18 protein-coding genes and 1 tRNA gene are annotated in these 14,785 nt (G+C 61.6%); 3 read left to right on the top strand and 16 right to left on the bottom strand.

Going from position 1 to position 14,785, the window contains the following annotated elements:
• Nucleotides 1-14: 14 nt before the first annotated feature.
• A complete protein-coding gene (locus C4J94_RS00965; protein WP_164485545.1) occupies nucleotides 15-1,214 on the top strand; it encodes a hypothetical protein in 1,200 nt (399 codons plus the stop codon).
• A gap of 80 nt (nucleotides 1,215-1,294) precedes the next feature.
• Here C4J94_RS00965 and gabT read toward each other — a convergent pair whose 3' ends face one another.
• The 10 genes from gabT to C4J94_RS00915 all read right to left on the bottom strand — a co-directional run bounded on the left by gabT (nucleotide 1,295) and on the right by C4J94_RS00915 (nucleotide 8,575).
• Nucleotides 1,295-2,572, bottom strand: coding sequence for a 4-aminobutyrate--2-oxoglutarate transaminase (gabT, locus tag C4J94_RS00960; RefSeq protein WP_124384588.1), 1,278 nt, complete (start codon nucleotides 2,570-2,572; stop codon nucleotides 1,295-1,297).
• Nucleotides 2,573-2,752: 180 nt separating this feature from the next.
• Entirely contained in the window at nucleotides 2,753-4,195 is a 1,443-nt protein-coding gene (gabD, locus tag C4J94_RS00955) for an NADP-dependent succinate-semialdehyde dehydrogenase (protein ID WP_124384587.1), read from the bottom strand.
• 288 nt (nucleotides 4,196-4,483) lie between these two features.
• On the bottom strand, nucleotides 4,484-4,798 hold the full coding sequence (locus tag C4J94_RS00950) for a RebB family R body protein (RefSeq protein WP_104995182.1): 315 nt from the start codon (nucleotides 4,796-4,798) through the stop codon (nucleotides 4,484-4,486).
• A gap of 50 nt (nucleotides 4,799-4,848) precedes the next feature.
• Nucleotides 4,849-5,163 carry a RebB family R body protein gene (locus C4J94_RS00945; protein ID WP_124384586.1) on the bottom strand — a complete coding sequence of 105 codons (315 nt, stop codon included), beginning with the start codon at nucleotides 5,161-5,163 and terminating at the stop codon, nucleotides 4,849-4,851.
• Between the two features lie 82 nt (nucleotides 5,164-5,245).
• Nucleotides 5,246-5,557, bottom strand: a complete 312-nt coding sequence (locus tag C4J94_RS00940; protein ID WP_124384585.1) for a hypothetical protein — start codon at nucleotides 5,555-5,557, stop codon at nucleotides 5,246-5,248.
• Nucleotides 5,558-5,597: 40 nt separating this feature from the next.
• Complete coding sequence (locus C4J94_RS00935; protein ID WP_124384584.1) at nucleotides 5,598-6,224, bottom strand: hypothetical protein; 627 nt, start codon at nucleotides 6,222-6,224, stop codon at nucleotides 5,598-5,600.
• Nucleotides 6,225-6,306: 82 nt separating this feature from the next.
• Nucleotides 6,307-6,879 carry a hypothetical protein gene (locus C4J94_RS00930; RefSeq protein WP_124384583.1) on the bottom strand — a complete coding sequence of 191 codons (573 nt, stop codon included), beginning with the start codon at nucleotides 6,877-6,879 and terminating at the stop codon, nucleotides 6,307-6,309.
• A gap of 18 nt (nucleotides 6,880-6,897) precedes the next feature.
• Nucleotides 6,898-7,125: a RebB family R body protein gene (locus C4J94_RS00925; protein WP_003187543.1), complete on the bottom strand. Its 228-nt coding sequence runs from the start codon at nucleotides 7,123-7,125 to the stop codon at nucleotides 6,898-6,900.
• 103 nt (nucleotides 7,126-7,228) lie between these two features.
• On the bottom strand, nucleotides 7,229-7,771 hold the full coding sequence (locus C4J94_RS00920) for an RNA polymerase sigma factor (protein ID WP_177413437.1): 543 nt from the start codon (nucleotides 7,769-7,771) through the stop codon (nucleotides 7,229-7,231).
• A gap of 87 nt (nucleotides 7,772-7,858) precedes the next feature.
• Nucleotides 7,859-8,575 (bottom strand): Crp/Fnr family transcriptional regulator, encoded by a 717-nt coding sequence (locus C4J94_RS00915; RefSeq protein ID WP_124384581.1) that lies wholly within the window; start codon nucleotides 8,573-8,575, stop codon nucleotides 7,859-7,861.
• A gap of 196 nt (nucleotides 8,576-8,771) precedes the next feature.
• Here C4J94_RS00915 and C4J94_RS00910 point away from each other — a divergent pair.
• Nucleotides 8,772-8,848 (top strand) — tRNA-Arg (locus C4J94_RS00910).
• Between the two features lie 58 nt (nucleotides 8,849-8,906).
• Here C4J94_RS00910 and C4J94_RS00905 read toward each other — a convergent pair.
• The 6 genes from C4J94_RS00905 to C4J94_RS00880 all read right to left on the bottom strand — a co-directional run bounded on the left by C4J94_RS00905 (nucleotide 8,907) and on the right by C4J94_RS00880 (nucleotide 13,896).
• Nucleotides 8,907-9,509: a hypothetical protein gene (locus C4J94_RS00905; protein ID WP_124384580.1), complete on the bottom strand. Its 603-nt coding sequence runs from the start codon at nucleotides 9,507-9,509 to the stop codon at nucleotides 8,907-8,909.
• Nucleotides 9,506-10,078, bottom strand: coding sequence for an RNA polymerase sigma factor (locus C4J94_RS00900; RefSeq protein ID WP_124384579.1), 573 nt, complete (start codon nucleotides 10,076-10,078; stop codon nucleotides 9,506-9,508). Before C4J94_RS00900 ends, C4J94_RS00905 begins: the two co-directional genes overlap by 4 nt.
• Before the next feature lie 255 nt (nucleotides 10,079-10,333).
• Nucleotides 10,334-11,956, bottom strand: a complete 1,623-nt coding sequence (locus tag C4J94_RS00895) for a VWA domain-containing protein (protein ID WP_124384578.1) — start codon at nucleotides 11,954-11,956, stop codon at nucleotides 10,334-10,336.
• Nucleotides 11,957-12,176: 220 nt separating this feature from the next.
• Nucleotides 12,177-12,827 (bottom strand): DUF799 domain-containing protein, encoded by a 651-nt coding sequence (locus tag C4J94_RS00890; RefSeq protein WP_124384577.1) that lies wholly within the window; start codon nucleotides 12,825-12,827, stop codon nucleotides 12,177-12,179.
• Nucleotides 12,824-13,186 (bottom strand): DUF4810 domain-containing protein, encoded by a 363-nt coding sequence (locus C4J94_RS00885; RefSeq protein WP_124384576.1) that lies wholly within the window; start codon nucleotides 13,184-13,186, stop codon nucleotides 12,824-12,826. The genes C4J94_RS00890 and C4J94_RS00885 overlap by 4 nt, the downstream gene beginning before the upstream one ends.
• A gap of 29 nt (nucleotides 13,187-13,215) precedes the next feature.
• Nucleotides 13,216-13,896: a CsgG/HfaB family protein gene (locus C4J94_RS00880; protein ID WP_124384575.1), complete on the bottom strand. Its 681-nt coding sequence runs from the start codon at nucleotides 13,894-13,896 to the stop codon at nucleotides 13,216-13,218.
• A 270-nt stretch (nucleotides 13,897-14,166) separates the two neighbouring features.
• On the opposite strand from C4J94_RS00880, the gene C4J94_RS00875 reads away from it, so the two are divergent.
• Complete coding sequence (locus C4J94_RS00875) at nucleotides 14,167-14,778, top strand: hypothetical protein (protein WP_124384574.1); 612 nt, start codon at nucleotides 14,167-14,169, stop codon at nucleotides 14,776-14,778.
• Nucleotides 14,779-14,785: the final 7 nt, after the last annotated feature.

Below are 14,785 nucleotides of genomic sequence, written 5' to 3'. Positions count from 1 at the left end.
TGGGGGGTGCGACCATGGATTTCCTACCGACAAAAAAACTGTCATCAGACTCATCTGTTCGCCACCTTGTCATCCTGGTCCTGGCCTCGCTCACCCTGGCGGTGTCGCTCACCGGACTGTCAGTGGCTCACTCCACCTCGGCGCCGGAGCTCTGGCCAAGCTACGACGACATGATGGCCAGCCTGCCCAGCCCGACAGCGTGGTTGCGTTGGGTGGTCGGCGATATCAGCGAAGTAGCCTTCTACAAACACGAGTTCGCGTCACTCGGCCTGCTGCTCGGTGGCGCTTTCGGTTACTGGACCAGCCGTTACGCTCAAGCCTGGCAAGGCTTCAGCATCGCCTACGGCACGGGGCTCTGGCCGTGGCTGGTGACCAGTTCATTGCTCGGCCTGCTGCTGAGCAACGCGATGTGGGGCTGGACCCTGACGGCGGACGCCTGGCAGCCCACGTTTGCCGCCTTTGTTTCGCTGCCGGCGGCCATGGTGCTGCTGTTTGGCGGGGGATGGAAGGTCACGCTCAATGGCGCCTTGCTCGGCGCGCTTCTGGTGACGCCGAGCTGCCTGTTGCTGGTCAACTACCTGTGCATTCCGCTGGGTTTGCCGGTGGTGATTGGCAACGTATTGGGCATGGCGTTAGGCAGCGTGGTGGCGTTTTTACTGTGCCGTGCACTGCCGGTGCTGGTCAGCCGTGCTGCTGAAACCAAGGCCAGCACCGCTCCCGTCGCCGCCCAGAAAATACCTGACTACGGTATACGCTGGACGTTACGTCGGGTGTTGGCGGACTTTTCCGAAGCGCCGTTCTTTGGCAATGAGTGGGCCAGCCTGGGTTTGCTCGCGGGGGTGTTGCTGGCCTACGCATTGAATCCCCTGAGCCCCGCTTATGGGTCTGGATGGTTGCCACACCTGATTGCAGGCCAAGCGCTGACCTCACTCATCGGCATTATTCTGTGGCGCCGGCAATGGCGTGAGCGTGGCTGGTACCCGACCTATGTGCCCCTGGTGTCGGTGGTGCCCGCGGCTGTGTTGACCTATGGCGGCAACCCGACCGTGATTGTAGCCAGCGCAATACTGGGCGCGCTGATCGCCCCGCCGTTGGCCTGCGCGATTGCCGGGCGCCTGCCTGGCTACCTGCACCCCTACATCGGCAACGTATTGGCTATGGCGATCAGTACGGTGTTGATCGTGCCGTTGATCGGTGTAGTGCTCGTTGATTAAGCCAAACAACGCCTGAAGGTGATTCACCCGGCACAAAAAAACCCGCCGAGGCGGGTTTTTTTATCGACACAACCCTGGGCTTAAAGCTCGGAGAAGCACTCTTCAATGATTGCCAAACCTTTATCCAACTGCTCGTCCGGGGAAGTCAACGGCACAAGTACGCGCAACACGTTGCCGTAGGTACCGCAGGACAGCAGGATCAGGCCCTTGTCGCGCGCCTTGGCCACCACGGCGGCAACAGCGGCGGCGTTCGGCTTGTGGCTGTCGCCATCTTCGAACAGCTCCACGGCAATCATCGCGCCCAGGGCACGCACTTCGCCGATCACCGGGTATTTGGCCTGGATGGCCTTGAGGCCGGTCACCAGGCGCTCGCCGACGGCCTTGCAGCGGTCCAGCAGGTGCTCTTCTTCGAACACTTCCATTACCGCCAAGGCGGCAGCGCAGGCAATCGGGCTGCCGGCATAGGTGCCGCCCAAGCCGCCTGGGGCGATGGCGTCCATGTATTCAGCCTTGCCGCACACACCGGCCAGCGGGAAGCCGCCAGCGATGGATTTGGCGAAGGTGGTCAGGTCGGCGGCAACGCCCATCTGTTCCATGGCGAAGAAGGTCCCGGTACGGCCGGCACCGGTTTGCACTTCGTCGGCGATCAGCAGGATGCCGTGCTTGTCGCACAGTTCGCGCAGGCGCTTCATGAAGGTTTTCGGCGCGACGTAGAAACCGCCTTCACCCTGCACCGGCTCGATGATGATCGCAGCGATATCACGCGGCTCGGCATCGTTCTTGAAGATACGCTCGATGCTGGCGATGGCGTCGTCATCGCTCACACCGTGCAGTTCGTTCGGGTATAGCGCACGGAACACGCCGCCTGGCATCAGGCCCATGCCGGCCGAGTAAGGCACGACTTTGCCGGTCAGGCCCAGGGTCATCATGGTGCGGCCGTGGTAAGCACCGGTGAAGGCGATCACGCCGGCACGGCCCGTGGCGGCGCGGGCGATTTTCACGGCGTTTTCCACCGCTTCGGAACCGGTGGTGACCAGCAGGGTTTTCTTGGCGAAATCACCGGGCACCTTGGCCGCGACTTTTTCGCAGACTTCGACGTAGGGCTCGTAGGCCAGCACCTGGAAGCAGGTGTGCGTCAGCTTGTTCAACTGCTCGGTCACGGCGGCGATGATTTTCGGGTGCACGTGGCCGGTGTTCAGCACAGCGATACCGCCGGCGAAGTCGATGAACTCGCGACCTTCAACGTCGGTCACGGTGGCGTTCTTCGCCGATTCGGCGAAGATCGGGTGAATCTGGCCAACACCGCGCGGTACAGCGGCTTCGCGGCGTTTCATCAGGGATGCGTTGGTCTTGCTCATAAAGTCCTCATTCGCCACTCATCGGGTGGCGTTGTTCAAGGAATACGTGGCGGGGAGGCAACTACGGCAGCATGCGATGATCGACTGCCACAGCTTTCCCGGCCACTACGAATAACGGTGTGAAACACGCAAAGGGACAGCGCTCTCGTGCCCTCTGCGTTTACTGCAATCCCTTACCGGTCAGATGCCCAGGCAGAGGTATTTGATTTCCAGGTAATCCTCGATCCCGTACTTGGACCCTTCACGGCCCAGGCCCGACGCCTTGATGCCGCCGAACGGCGCCACTTCGTTGGAGATCAACCCGGTGTTGACGCCGACCATGCCGTATTCCAGCGCCTCGGCCACGCGGAATACACGGCCCAGGTCGCGTGCATAGAAGTACGACGCCAGGCCGAATTCGGTGTCGTTGGCCATCGCGATCACTTCGGCTTCGTCTTTGAAGCGGAACAGCGGCGCCAGTGGGCCAAAGGTTTCTTCCTTGGCCACGGCGGCGTTTTTCGGCACGTCAGTGAGGATGGTCGGCTCGAAGAAGTTGCCTTCCATCACCTTGCCACCGGCCAGCAACTTGGCGCCTTTGCTCAGGGCGTCGGCGATGTGTTCCTGCACCTTGGCCACGGCTTTTTCATCGATCAGCGGGCCCGTGGTGGTGCCCTCTTCCAGACCGTTGCCGATCTTCAGTTTGGTCACGGCCACTTTAAGTTTTTCGGCAAACGCGTCGTACACCGAGTCCTGGATGTACAGGCGGTTGGCGCACACGCAAGTCTGGCCGTTGTTGCGGTACTTGGAGATGATCGCGCCTTCGACGGCCTTATCCAGGTCGGCGTCGTCGAACACGATGAACGGCGCGTTGCCGCCCAGCTCCAGGGAGACCTTCTTGATGTCCTTGGCGCATTCGGCCATCAACTGGCGACCGATTTCGGTGGAGCCGGTGAAGGACAATTTACGCACAGTCGGGTTGCTGGTCAGCTCGCCGCCGATGTCGCCGGCGCTGCCGGTGACCACGCTCAGCACGCCTTTGGGGATACCGGCGCGGTGTGCCAGCTCAACCAGGGCCAGGGCCGAGAACGGGGTTTGCGAAGCGGGCTTGATCACCATGGTGCAACCGGCGGCCAGGGCCGGGCCGGCTTTGCGGGTGATCATCGCCGCAGGGAAGTTCCAGGGTGTGATGGCCGCGGTCACGCCGATTGGCTGCTTGATCACGATCAGGCGCTTGTCGGGCTGGTGGCCGGGGATCACGTCACCGTAGATGCGCTTGGCTTCTTCGGCGAACCACTCGATAAAGGAGGCGGCGTAGACGATTTCGCCCTTGGCTTCGGCCAGCGGCTTGCCTTGTTCGAGGGTCATCAGGCGGCCAAGGTCGTCCTGGTTTTCGATCAGCAGCTCAAACCAGCGGCGCAGCTTGTTGGCGCGCTCCTTGGCGGTGAGGGCACGCCAGGCCGGCAGGGCCTTGTCGGCGGCTTCGATGGCGCGGCGGGTTTCGGCGGCGCCCATCTTTGGCACGGTGCCGAGAATTTCGCCCGTGGCCGGGTTGTTGACCTTGATGGTTTGACCATTGTCCGCATCGACCCAAGCGCCATCGATAAAGGCTTGCTGGCGGAACAACTGGGTGTCTTTAAGCTGCATGTCGGCTTTCCTTAACAGCACCGCGCGCGCGCGGAGCGAATTAGAGTTGTTGAAAGGCGCCTTGTGGGGGGCTGCCGTCAGGGAAATCGGCCTCGCTGCGCAAGATCAAGAAAGCGCGCACGGAGACAGGGCGTTTGAAATCTCAAACGAATCCTAGGATCAATGGGGGGAAGGGGCAATAGTCTGTTCGAAAAAAAGAACGTAAACGACGCATTTGGCCCAATTTTCGGATCAAACGACAACACCCCCGGCGCCTTGCGGCCACCGGGGGTGTCTGGGCCTTGCGGCTTACGGCTGGAAGGATTTGAGGATGGTCAACAGGCTGGTCAGGTTGTCGGCCACTCCGCCCTGGGCGACTTTTTCGGTAGCGGCGGCGCCGGCGGTGGTGTCGACGCTGTAGATCTGCATCACGCCCTGGTTGGTGGCCGCCTGGGCCAGGGTGTTTTGCTGCTGCTGGGCCGAGACCGAGTTCTGGAACAGGATCGCTGTGGCCTGGCCCATGGATTGATAGATCGTGCTCATGGCCATCGCTGGCGATTCGGCAACGACCTTGACGTTGGTCTGGGTGACGGCATCGGTGATTTGCGGGCTGACTGTGCTCATGGTTGAAACTCCTGGTTTTCGAAAGAACAACATCCGTTATGGCGCGGTGCTTAAGACTGGAACGACTTGAGCACGGTCAACAGGCTGGTGAGGTTATCCGACACGCCGCCCTGGGCGACTTTTTCGGTAGCGGCGGCGCCTGCGGTGGTGTCGACGCTGTAGATCTGCATCACGCCCTGGTTGGTGGCCGCCTGGGCCAGGGTGTTTTGCTGCTGCTGGGCCGATACCGCGTTCTGGAACAGAATCGCGGTGGCCTGCGCCATCGACTGGTAGATGGTGCTCATCGCCATCGCTGGCGATTCGGCCACCACTTTGACGTTGGTCTGGGTGACTGCGTCGGTAATTTGTTCGCTGACAAATGCCATGATCAATTTCCTTATTTAGTACACGGTGCATTCCGTGTTCATGAATGAACGTTGCGAAACGGAGGCTGTGAAGCGCTGATGCTCAGGGTTTTACAGCGGGTTTCAACGCAGCTTCGATCTGTGTGATCAAGCCCTGGAGCAGTGCCTGCACTTCCTTGCGTTGCGCGTTCCGATCCGGAGCCGCGCCGTCCAGCACCTGGCGTAGCGCCGCGTCACGCTGCTCGGCGGCGGTCTTGAGCGCGTGCTCGTTGGCCTTCGATTGCTCAAGCACCTGGCTGGCGCGCTTGAGGGTTTCGTCGACGATGGCTTGGGGCGTTCCGGCGAAGATCTGCGGGTTGCGCAGCATCGACTCCAGTCGCTGGCGATCAACGGTGGACAGCACCGGTGGCTGCATTTCAATCTCCTGCGGCAATGGCTTAACGGCAACAGCCCCGCTAAAGCCGCACCTCAACGTTGTCCTGCCAGAAGCCCGAGAAATAGAAGTAAGGCGAGGAGTCACAGAAGGTCGCCAACTCCGCAGGTGTGATAGCGCTGGGCTGATGAGGGAAAATGGCAGGTGGTGGCGGCACTAGATTGGCCTCGTTGTAGAGGTTGCCCACTTCATAGCAGTTGGCCGCGAACTGCGAACAGAAGGAACCGCTGCCGATGTCGATGGACTCATTGATCCGCGTCACCAGGCTGGTATCGGAAGTCCAGCGCCGGAAGGCCGAGATCATCGCGCTCCACACACTGTAGCGGCCACGGATGTCACCACCGATCTTGTCGAAGTAGAACTGCTTGGCAGCCACCGTCGCCGCCTCGCCCAGCTCTATGTCCGCACAGGAAAACACCATCGCCGAGCGTGGCGGTTTTTCCAGGCTCAGGTCGGTCAGGGCCAGGCCGCTGCCGACACTTTCGATCACCAGTGTGTCGCTTACCGCAATGGCCGGATGCACCACGTTCAGGTAGGTCGTGTCCTGCGAGAACACCTTGGCCTTGACCAGTTGGCCGGCTTTGATGAACGCCCGCGTTGCGCTGTCGTCATCTTGTTTTACCGAAAAAATAATATCCCCAGGCTGCATGATGTCGCTCCTCACTCAAGAAAAGTTGTTTTCAAGTTGCTGTTGCACCGTTCCAGCAGAACGCTGGAACGCAGTGCTCGGTTCAGGCCGCTGGCGCGGCCCGGTTGGCCAGGGTGCTCGCGTACTTGGCGATGCTCTGGTCGATCTTGTCGATGGCCACGCTGGCCGCCTCGGCTTCCATCGCCCCGGCGGCGGCGGCCACCGCGGCAGCGGCGCCCACCAGCAGGTCGGTGGCCAGGGCGCCCAAGGCGTCTTCGGCGGCGCCCGGCAGGTTGTTATTGACGATGTTCTCGGTCATTTGCTGGAGCAGCACGGCCTGGGCCGCCAAGGCGATCTTGCTCACCCCGTCGAAGTACCCCGCCGCCGCCTGCGCCACCAACCCGGCCGCCTGGCTGATCATCATGTCGGCCGGCACCGCGATCTGCGCCGGGGCATAGGCGAAGTTCTGCGAGTTGGTGAACTGCACCGCCTGCACGATCTGGCTGTTGAGGGCCGCCGTGCTGTCGGACGACGGCGCGCTCACCTGATTGAGCCAATGCTCGTTCATGCGCGCCATGACCGAGCGCGGGGCCGGGGCGGCAGGCGCCGGTGCAGGCGGGTCGGCGGCGGGCGTTGCTTGAGGGGCGGCGGGTTTCTTTCTGCTGAACCACGACATGATCGCTCTCCCCAGGCCTCAGCCCTTCTCGCCAATCTGCATGATCAGCGCCACGGCCTTGGAGATGACCGCATTGGAAATCTGGTTCATCGCCTGCTGGCTGTTGACCGCGTTCTGCAACGACAGGCCCGCCGCGCTGCTGGCCACCTGGTACAGCGACGCAATGGCCTGGGCCGGCGCTTCCGCCACCACCTTCACGTTGGTTTGGGTGACCGCGTCGGTGATCTGACTGTTGACCTCTGTCATACATCTCTCCTTGATGGCATTCACCCAGGGTTGGGCGTGAATAGTGGCGGCGGGACGCGCTCATACAACTAGAACGCTCCGCGCCAGGGTCTGTGAATCACACTCAGCGCAAGGCACTGCGCAGCAGCTGCACGCGCTTGCGCACCAGCGGCAGCTTCACCTGCAACTCGGCGGCAATCTGCGGATACGGCAGGTCGTCGACAAAGCGCATCTCGAACAAGCGCTGCTGCAACATCGGCAACCGCGCCACCTGCGCCTTGACCTGTTCCAGGCGCTCATAGCATTCCACCCGCTCCAGCACCGAAGCGCAGGGCGCGGCAAGCGCGGCCAGGTGATCGTGCTCAAGATCCACCGAATCATCGAACAGCCGCCCCTCGCGCTTGCTACGCCGCACGCTGTCGAGAAACACATGATCGAGCACCAGAAACAGAAACCCCTGGGGGTCGCGAATACGCTCCGGCGAGCGCCGAAAAAACAAAAGGGCCTTGATCGCCGTGGCCGACAGCCACTCCTGGCCCTGATCCTGATTGCCCTTGGCCCGCCGCAAGGCGCGGCGCCTGAGCTCGCCATGCACGGCGCGCCAACTCGCTTCGAACAAGTGATCATCGGCGCCGCTAAAGCCCTTGAACCCAATAGTCATCCCCATCGCCAGCACTCCTGTGCATCCTTGATGAAGGGCCAGTGTGCGAGGGCTCGACAGGGGCACGCTGTTACCTGGGGAACACCGCAACGATTAATTCACAGCAAACGCCTTGCGCCGCAAATGCTCCAGATCGTTGATCACCATGCGCTCCAGATTGCCGCTGATCACGCCAGTGCGGCGCCACAGTTGCAACTGCACATTGAGCTTGGGCCGGCTGGTATTGAGCATCGACGCCAACACCCCCTGGCTCGCGGGCAACGACACACTGGGCATGGCCAGCGCCAGGTCGATATCGCTCATATTCGCCAACAGAAACCGCGCCAAACGCGACTCCAATCGATGCAGGCACACCAGCTCAAGCAACTCGATGGCGTGGAGCAAACGCACCATCATCAGCATCAGCAAACGCCGCAGGAACACCGGCTCCTCGAACAGCACGGCAAAATGGCGGCTGCCCAACTGCAACAAACGCGTCGGGCCACTGGCAAAGGTCGACGACTCGCGACCATGGTCCTTGATCAACGCCGTCTCCCCCACCACCTGCCCCACCCCCGTACTGCCGATGATCTGCTCCCGACCGTCCGGCCCATGCACTACCGAATAAATACGGCCTTCCACCACCAACGCAATGAACTCGAGCGTGTCGTCCTTGAAATACAACAGCTCACGATCATCCAATACGCGCTCCACCATATGGGTGGCGACATAGCGCAAAAGGGGCTCCGGCATACCTCGAAACAAATCGGAGCGGGCAAGCAGGGTCTGTCTGAACGGGAGATCGAGCATCACGGTTCCTTTGGAATGCATGCGTTCACCTGGGGGAATGGCGGCGTGGAAGCGGTTCAAAGCCACAAGAGCAAAGCAAACAAAGGGACGTACAGCGCGGGGAGTTGTGAATAATGCTGGCAGTCGGCCATTTTTTGACCGGAAAGATCTAACAGTGGCAGCCAAAACGCCGGAATGGACGCATCTGGTCGACATGGGTATGATGTCGCCCGCACAAGCATCCGTAGCTCAGCTGGATAGAGTACTGCCCTCCGAAGGCAGGGGTCGTGGGTTCGAATCCCGCCGGGTGCACCAGATATGAATAAAAAAGCCCCAGGTCGAAAGACCTGGGGCTTTTTTTGTGGCTGTCACTTCAACGCTTCCGCAACGCCTCCAACCTCTCCGGCAAATCCTCCTCCGGAAAGCGCTTATGCAGCGCCAGCAGCTTCTCATCAGCCGCCTTGCTCTCTCCCACCTCACGCAGCTTCACGATCGCCTGCAGCTCCTGCTCCAAAGACGGCAATGCCACCGGCGCGGCCTTGCTGAGCTTTACCGCTGGCGGGGCCGCCATTGCATCTGCGGTTTCAGCTTGAGCCGGTGCACGTTCAAGCCTGGGGGCCGCAGCCATTCGGGCCATTGGCGCGGGTGCGGAAAACGCTTGCGGCGCTGGCTGGGCGGCCTCTTCGTGGCGCAGGGCGGAGAATGTCGCGGTGGAGACGTTCGGCTGCGGCACGGGGGAGCGGGTGATGACACCGATCATCAGCGCTAAACCTGCGACGGTGGCGAATGCCATTTGCCAGCGTGGGCGTTGGCAGGCGTGCAGCCAGCGTTGCCACAGGTTCGGTTGCGGTGTCGGGGCTTCGCGGCGGGCGGTGTTGAGGATGAAGGCGTCGAGGGACGCGGGCGGTTCGCCGGTGCTGTGTTGACGGTAGTGCTGGAGCAGTTCGTCGTCTGGGGTGGGTCGGGTGTCAGTCATACGGTTACCTCCTCGGCCAGCAGGCGCCGCAGTTTTTGCAGGGCGTAGCGCAGGCGGCTTTTCACGGTTTCCAGCGGGGCGCCGGTGAGGGTGGCGATTTGCGGGACTTCGAGCTCGCCGTGCAGGCGCAGCAGGAAGACTTCGCGCTGGTCTTCGGGCAGGTCCTGCACGGCGGCGTCGAGGCGCGCCTGGTCGCGGCTCAGGCTCAGGTGTTGTTCGGGGCCGGCGCTGTCGTCGGCCTGGGCGTGCAGCTGCTCGTCGTAGCTGTCATGCAGCGGGTTGTGAATGCCGTGCTTGCGCCAGTGGTCGATCAGGCGGTTGCGCGCAATCTGGAACAACCATGTACGAAAACTCGCCCTGCCCTGTGGCTGGGTGTTGCTGCGGATCAGGCTGAGCCAGGTGTCCTGGTAGATTTCCTCGGCAAGCTCCGCTTTGTTGCACAGGGACACGAGGAAGCGGTACAGGCCTTGGCGGTGCCGTGCGTACAAGGCTTCGAATGCGCTGGCGTCACCGCTTCGGTAGCGGGCCAGCAGCGATTCGTCGCTGGGTGGGTCATCTGGGACGGCCATACTGTGGGGTGACTCCTTTCTGTCAGCCGAAGCAGGATTAACTGTGGGAGGGGGCTTGCCCTAATGCCAGTCAGTTAAGGCTTTTTGTAGGAGCGAGCTTGCTCGCGAAGAACTCAAAGCCACCGCGTTTATCCAGAATGAACGCGTCGCCTGGACGTTTTTCGCGAGCAAGCTCGCTCCTACAGTGAGCCCCGTTCGCTTAACTGACTGGCATTAGGGCTTGCCCTCCCACATTGGACAATGTTGCGTTCGAGGTCAGGGTTTGAGGCTTTGGGCCAGTTCGACCAGTTGCACGAACTCGTTGCGCAGGCCGAACGGGTCGTCGCCGCGGGCTGAGCGCGCCAGTGCCGCGGTGTCCTGCAAATTCATGCTGCCAGTGTAGCGGCCATCGCCCTTGAGTTGTTGGGCGAACGCGGCCACGGCGGCGCTGAAGCGCAGGTCGTCGCTGGGCTTGGCGGTGGTGGGCTCGACGGCTCGCTCGATCAAGCGGCTGTCACCGCCCGCAGCAGGCTTGTAGCGAACGCGCACCATTGCCAGTTCAGTGGATTTACCCTCAGCCGCAGGCGCGCTGGCGTAGCGCAAAGGCTCCAACCAGCCCTTCTCGCCCTTTGGAACAATTTCGTACAGCGCCGTCACCGTATGCCCGGCGCCGATTTCGCCGGCATCGACCTTGTCGTTATTAAAATCCTCACGCTTCAAGGCGCGGTTTTCATAGCCCAGCAGACGGTACTCACTGACCTGCGCGGGGTTGAATTCCACCTGCAATTTCACGTCGCGCGCCACCACCGCCAGCGTCGAGCTGAGTTGGTCTACCAACACCTTGCGGGCTTCGCGCAGGTTGTCGATGTAGGCATAGTTGCCGTCGCCGGCGTCGGCCAGTTGCTCCATCAGGTGTTCGTTGTAGTTGTCCACACCGAAGCCGAGGGTGGTCAGCGAAACCCCGCTTTTACGCTGCTCCACAGCCATTTGCTTGAGGCTGTCGAAGTCGCTGATGCCCACGTTGAAGTCACCGTCGGTGGCCAGCAGGATGCGATTGATGCCGTTGTCGATGAACCCTTCGCGGGCCATCTGGTAGGCCAGTTCGATACCGGACGCGCCAGCGGTAGCGCCGCCGGCGGTGAGTTGGTCAATGGCGTTGCGGATGCTGGTTTTGTCGCGCCCGGACGTGGGCTTGAGCACCACGCGGGATTCACCGGCGTAGACCACCAGTGATACGCGATCCTGATCGCGCAGTTGGTCCACCAGCAATTTCAGGGTGCTTTTTGCCAGCGGCAAGCCTTCGCGACGGTCCATGGAGCCGGACACATCCACCAGGAATACCAGGTTGGCCGGCGGCAGTTGCGCCACAGCGCGGTCAGAAGCTTTGATGCCGATGCGCAACAGTTTTGAACGGGGGTTCCACGGCGTGGCGGCGACTTCGGTGGTGACGCCAAACGGTGAGCCATCGGTTGGCAGCGCGTAGTCATAGGGGAAGTAGTTGACCATTTCCTCCAGTCGCACAGCGCCTTCGGGCGGCAGGCGACCTTGGTTGAGGAAGCGTCTTACGTTGGCGTAGCTGCCGGTGTCGACATCCACGCTGAAGGTGGAGACCGGGGTTTCGGTGACGCGATGCACCGGGTTGTCGGGCAGGTTGGCGTATTGCTCGTGGGGTTCGCTGCGGTCAGCCATCACCGCCATTTCTTGCATCCTCATGGGTGCCGGCATCGCCATGCGCTTTGCCACGGCGCCCTGGGCCGGCGCGCTTTGCAGTTCGGCCACCGGGGTAGCCGGTTGGGCCAGCTCAGGGGAGGACGACACGCCACACCCGGCCAGCGCCATCAGCAAGGTAACGGCAACGCCTTGGGTAGCCGAGCGCAGGAGAACTGGAGAATGGGACATGGGTTGAGCCTCGTGAGTGAATAGTCCGTTCACAAGGTCAGACGCGGGGGGTGGGGGGTTCGGGTTAACGGGTGCGATTTAGATGACAGCAGAATCAGTGTGGGAGGGGGGTTGCTCCCGATGGCGGGGGGTCAGCTACCAGATGCAGTGGCTGACACTAAGCTATCGGGGGCAAGCCCCCTCCCACATTTGATCTTCATTGCCTGAAGAAAAGGTTACTTCAGTCCGTGCCGTATTTCGGATTGCGCGGGCCGTACAGGATCCCGGTGCGCTGTCCGGCCGAGAGCAACCGTGCGCTGGTGATACCGGCAATCGGGTGCGCCGCGTCGGTGGAGCTGTTGATCACTTGCTTGACCGCCGCCGTGATCAGCATCCCTACCAGGCCGCCACTGTTGTTGTTGCCCTCCTCGCTCGACGCACGCGCCGTGCCGGTCCACAGGGTGGTGCCGGTGCGCAGGTCCACCAGTTTGGCCGAGGCGGTGACCGAGGTGTCGCTGGAGATCAGCATGTACTTGGTGCCGTACTCGCTGACGGTGATGTACAGCGCGGCGTCGGCACCGAAGATGTCATGCAGCTTGGCCGGCAGTACGCCCTGGATATCGTTGGCGGTGGTCAGGCCGTTCTGGCGGAAAGTTTCGTCCACCAGGGCGATAGGCAGCACGTAGTAGCCGGCTTCGGCCAACGGGTAGGTCACTTGCGAAACCAGGCTGTAGGACGCCTGCACTTCCGGCGATTCGTTGATCGGCGGAAGCACCAGGATCGACTTGGGCCGCGCCTGTTTGTACGCCGAATAATCGAACGTCTTGGGCGCCGCGCAGCCGCCGAGCAAAGCCAGGGCCAGCAAGGCGCCGGTGAGTTTTAACAGGCTCATTTGGTGGCGACTCCGGTCTTGGCGTTTTTCAGCAGAAAGTCCATGTAGGCCGCCGACTCAGGGAACAGCGCCTTCTCGGTGCGAAACTCCTGCACCATCTGGTCATCCTTGCCCATGTTCATGTACAGCATGCCCAGGTGCGCGTGGTAACCCGGCGGCGCCTTGCGGCCACTGGCGTTGATCTTCTGCAGATCGCGTTCCAGTGCTTCCACCTGCGCTTCCTTGGGCTCACCCTTGAAGTATTCGTAAACCTGCGGCTGGTAGCTTTCCCATTGATACAGGGGTTGGGGCGCCGTCTGGCACCCGGTTACCGCCGCGATTGCTGCCAGCGTCAGTGCCAATTTCACTGCCTTGCTCATCCGTGTACTGCTCCTTGTGGTGTGGCTGATCAGTTACGCGGGTTCCAGGCGCCGGCGTTGATGCCGTCCACCAACCGGTTGATCGCTTCGCGCATGGCCAGGTCCAGGACCTTGCCATTGAGGGTAGAGTCGTAGCTGGCGGTGCCGCCGAAGCCAATCACTTCACGATTGGACAGCGCGTACTCACCGGCACCCTGGGTGGAATACACCACTTCGGAGGTGCTGATGTTGACGATATTCAATGCGACTTTGGCGTAGGCCACTTGGGTCTTGCCACGGCCGAGGATGCCGAACAGCTGGCGGTCGCCGGTTTCCTTGCGGCCGAACTCGGTCACATCGCCAGTCACCACGTAGTCAGCGCCCTTGAGCTTCTGTGCAGTGCCTTTGATCTTGGCTTCCTGGGAGATTTCGCCCATGTTGTCGCGGTCCAGCACGCTGAAGCGGTTGGTCTGCTGCAAGTGGGTGATGAGGATGGTCTTGGCCTGGCCACCAAGGCGGTCGACGCCGTCGGAAAAGATGCCGCGCATGTAGCTGGAGCGGTTGTCGAACTTGCCCACGGCGATCGGCACGCGCACGCCGGAATAGGCCACGCTGGCGCTGGCGACCTGCTCCACCGGCATGGCGCGGTTGCTCTCGGTGGCGCAACCGGCCACGGTCAACAGCGCTGCGGCGGTGAGGCCCGACAGCAGGATTTTGAAGGGTGTCTTCACGTGTTGCTCCTAAAGTGAGAAATCGGCAGAGCGCAGGGCTGCGGCAATTTCAAGGAGGGAAACACGTGCGTCTGCATTCATCCCTGAATCTGTCGTGCCGCAACGGCTGCGGCATTTTACGGGGTTGAGAGCGGTTCTCAAGGTGTTTTGAATAAACGCAGATTTAAGTGATGAGTGGGATTTGCTGAGGGGGCAAAACCGCATCTGGCTAAAGTTCTGAGCCGATGTGCCGAGACCCTGACCTGGTTCATTCATTAATAGGGATATTGCGTGTTGAAAATCCTCTTGCGGGCAGCCGCCCTCGTTGCCGCACTGTCGATGACTGGCTGTGTGTCCTACACCGTCACCGGCCCTATCGGCGCCCCGTTACACCAAGCTTCTGTCAGCAGCCCGCGCAGCGCGCAAATCGCTGATGTGACGGTGAATGCCGCTGACATCAACGACGCCAACAAAACCGCGATCAGCCGTTCGTTGACGCTGCAACTCAACCAGTACGTGCGCACCGCCGGTTACTTCAAGCAGGTCACCGAGTACCCGGTGCGCCTGGGTGAGCAGGATGTTTCGCTCAAGTTCAACATGACCTCTCTCAAGGGTCACCGCGGCGTGCACCCCGGTTATGTGCCCGGCGCATTGCTGACGTTGACGATCTGGATCTGGGTCAACGGCCCGATCTACGTCGACACCTTCGACCTGGCCGGCGACCTGGTGATCGTCGACCGCGACGGCAAGGAACTGGCCAGCAGCAAACAAGAGGTCAAGTTTGAGCGCAACGTGGGCCTTTACGGTCGCGAATATTGGGCCCCGACCATGGGCGCCAAGCAACTGAATGAACTGGTCGCGCAACTGCTCGACACCGCCACCGCCAAACTGGCCAAACCGTAAGCTCAAG

Origin of the sequence: Pseudomonas sp. R5-89-07 (assembly GCF_003851685.1) — a bacterium.
Lineage (GTDB): Bacteria > Pseudomonadota > Gammaproteobacteria > Pseudomonadales > Pseudomonadaceae > Aquipseudomonas.
The sequence above is the reverse complement of the archived record's forward strand: the minus strand, read 5'-3'. Positions and strand labels throughout refer to the sequence as shown.

Bases quoted from the DNA above. Each gene is read 5' to 3' on its own strand.
- C4J94_RS00920 (WP_177413437.1), bottom strand. From the start codon at position 7,771: ATGGGGATGACTATTGGGTTCAAGGGCTTTAGCGGCGCCGATGATCAC.
- C4J94_RS00915 (WP_124384581.1), bottom strand. From the start codon at position 8,575: ATGCATTCCAAAGGAACCGTGATGCTCGATCTCCCGTTCAGACAGACC.
- C4J94_RS00950 (WP_104995182.1), bottom strand. From the start codon at position 4,798: ATGAGCACAGTCAGCCCGCAAATCACCGATGCCGTCACCCAGACCAAC.
- gabD (WP_124384587.1), bottom strand. From the start codon at position 4,195: ATGCAGCTTAAAGACACCCAGTTGTTCCGCCAGCAAGCCTTTATCGAT.
- C4J94_RS00935 (WP_124384584.1), bottom strand. From the start codon at position 6,224: ATGCAGCCTGGGGATATTATTTTTTCGGTAAAACAAGATGACGACAGC.
- C4J94_RS00905 (WP_124384580.1), bottom strand. From the start codon at position 9,509: ATGACTGACACCCGACCCACCCCAGACGACGAACTGCTCCAGCACTAC.
- C4J94_RS00895 (WP_124384578.1), bottom strand. From the start codon at position 11,956: ATGTCCCATTCTCCAGTTCTCCTGCGCTCGGCTACCCAAGGCGTTGCC.
- C4J94_RS00925 (WP_003187543.1), bottom strand. From the start codon at position 7,125: ATGACAGAGGTCAACAGTCAGATCACCGACGCGGTCACCCAAACCAAC.
- C4J94_RS00940 (WP_124384585.1), bottom strand. From the start codon at position 5,557: ATGCAGCCACCGGTGCTGTCCACCGTTGATCGCCAGCGACTGGAGTCG.
- C4J94_RS00900 (WP_124384579.1), bottom strand. From the start codon at position 10,078: ATGGCCGTCCCAGATGACCCACCCAGCGACGAATCGCTGCTGGCCCGC.
- C4J94_RS00965 (WP_164485545.1), top strand. From the start codon at position 15: ATGGATTTCCTACCGACAAAAAAACTGTCATCAGACTCATCTGTTCGC.
- C4J94_RS00890 (WP_124384577.1), bottom strand. From the start codon at position 12,827: ATGAGCCTGTTAAAACTCACCGGCGCCTTGCTGGCCCTGGCTTTGCTC.
- C4J94_RS00945 (WP_124384586.1), bottom strand. From the start codon at position 5,163: ATGGCATTTGTCAGCGAACAAATTACCGACGCAGTCACCCAGACCAAC.
- C4J94_RS00930 (WP_124384583.1), bottom strand. From the start codon at position 6,879: ATGTCGTGGTTCAGCAGAAAGAAACCCGCCGCCCCTCAAGCAACGCCC.
- gabT (WP_124384588.1), bottom strand. From the start codon at position 2,572: ATGAGCAAGACCAACGCATCCCTGATGAAACGCCGCGAAGCCGCTGTA.
- C4J94_RS00885 (WP_124384576.1), bottom strand. From the start codon at position 13,186: ATGAGCAAGGCAGTGAAATTGGCACTGACGCTGGCAGCAATCGCGGCG.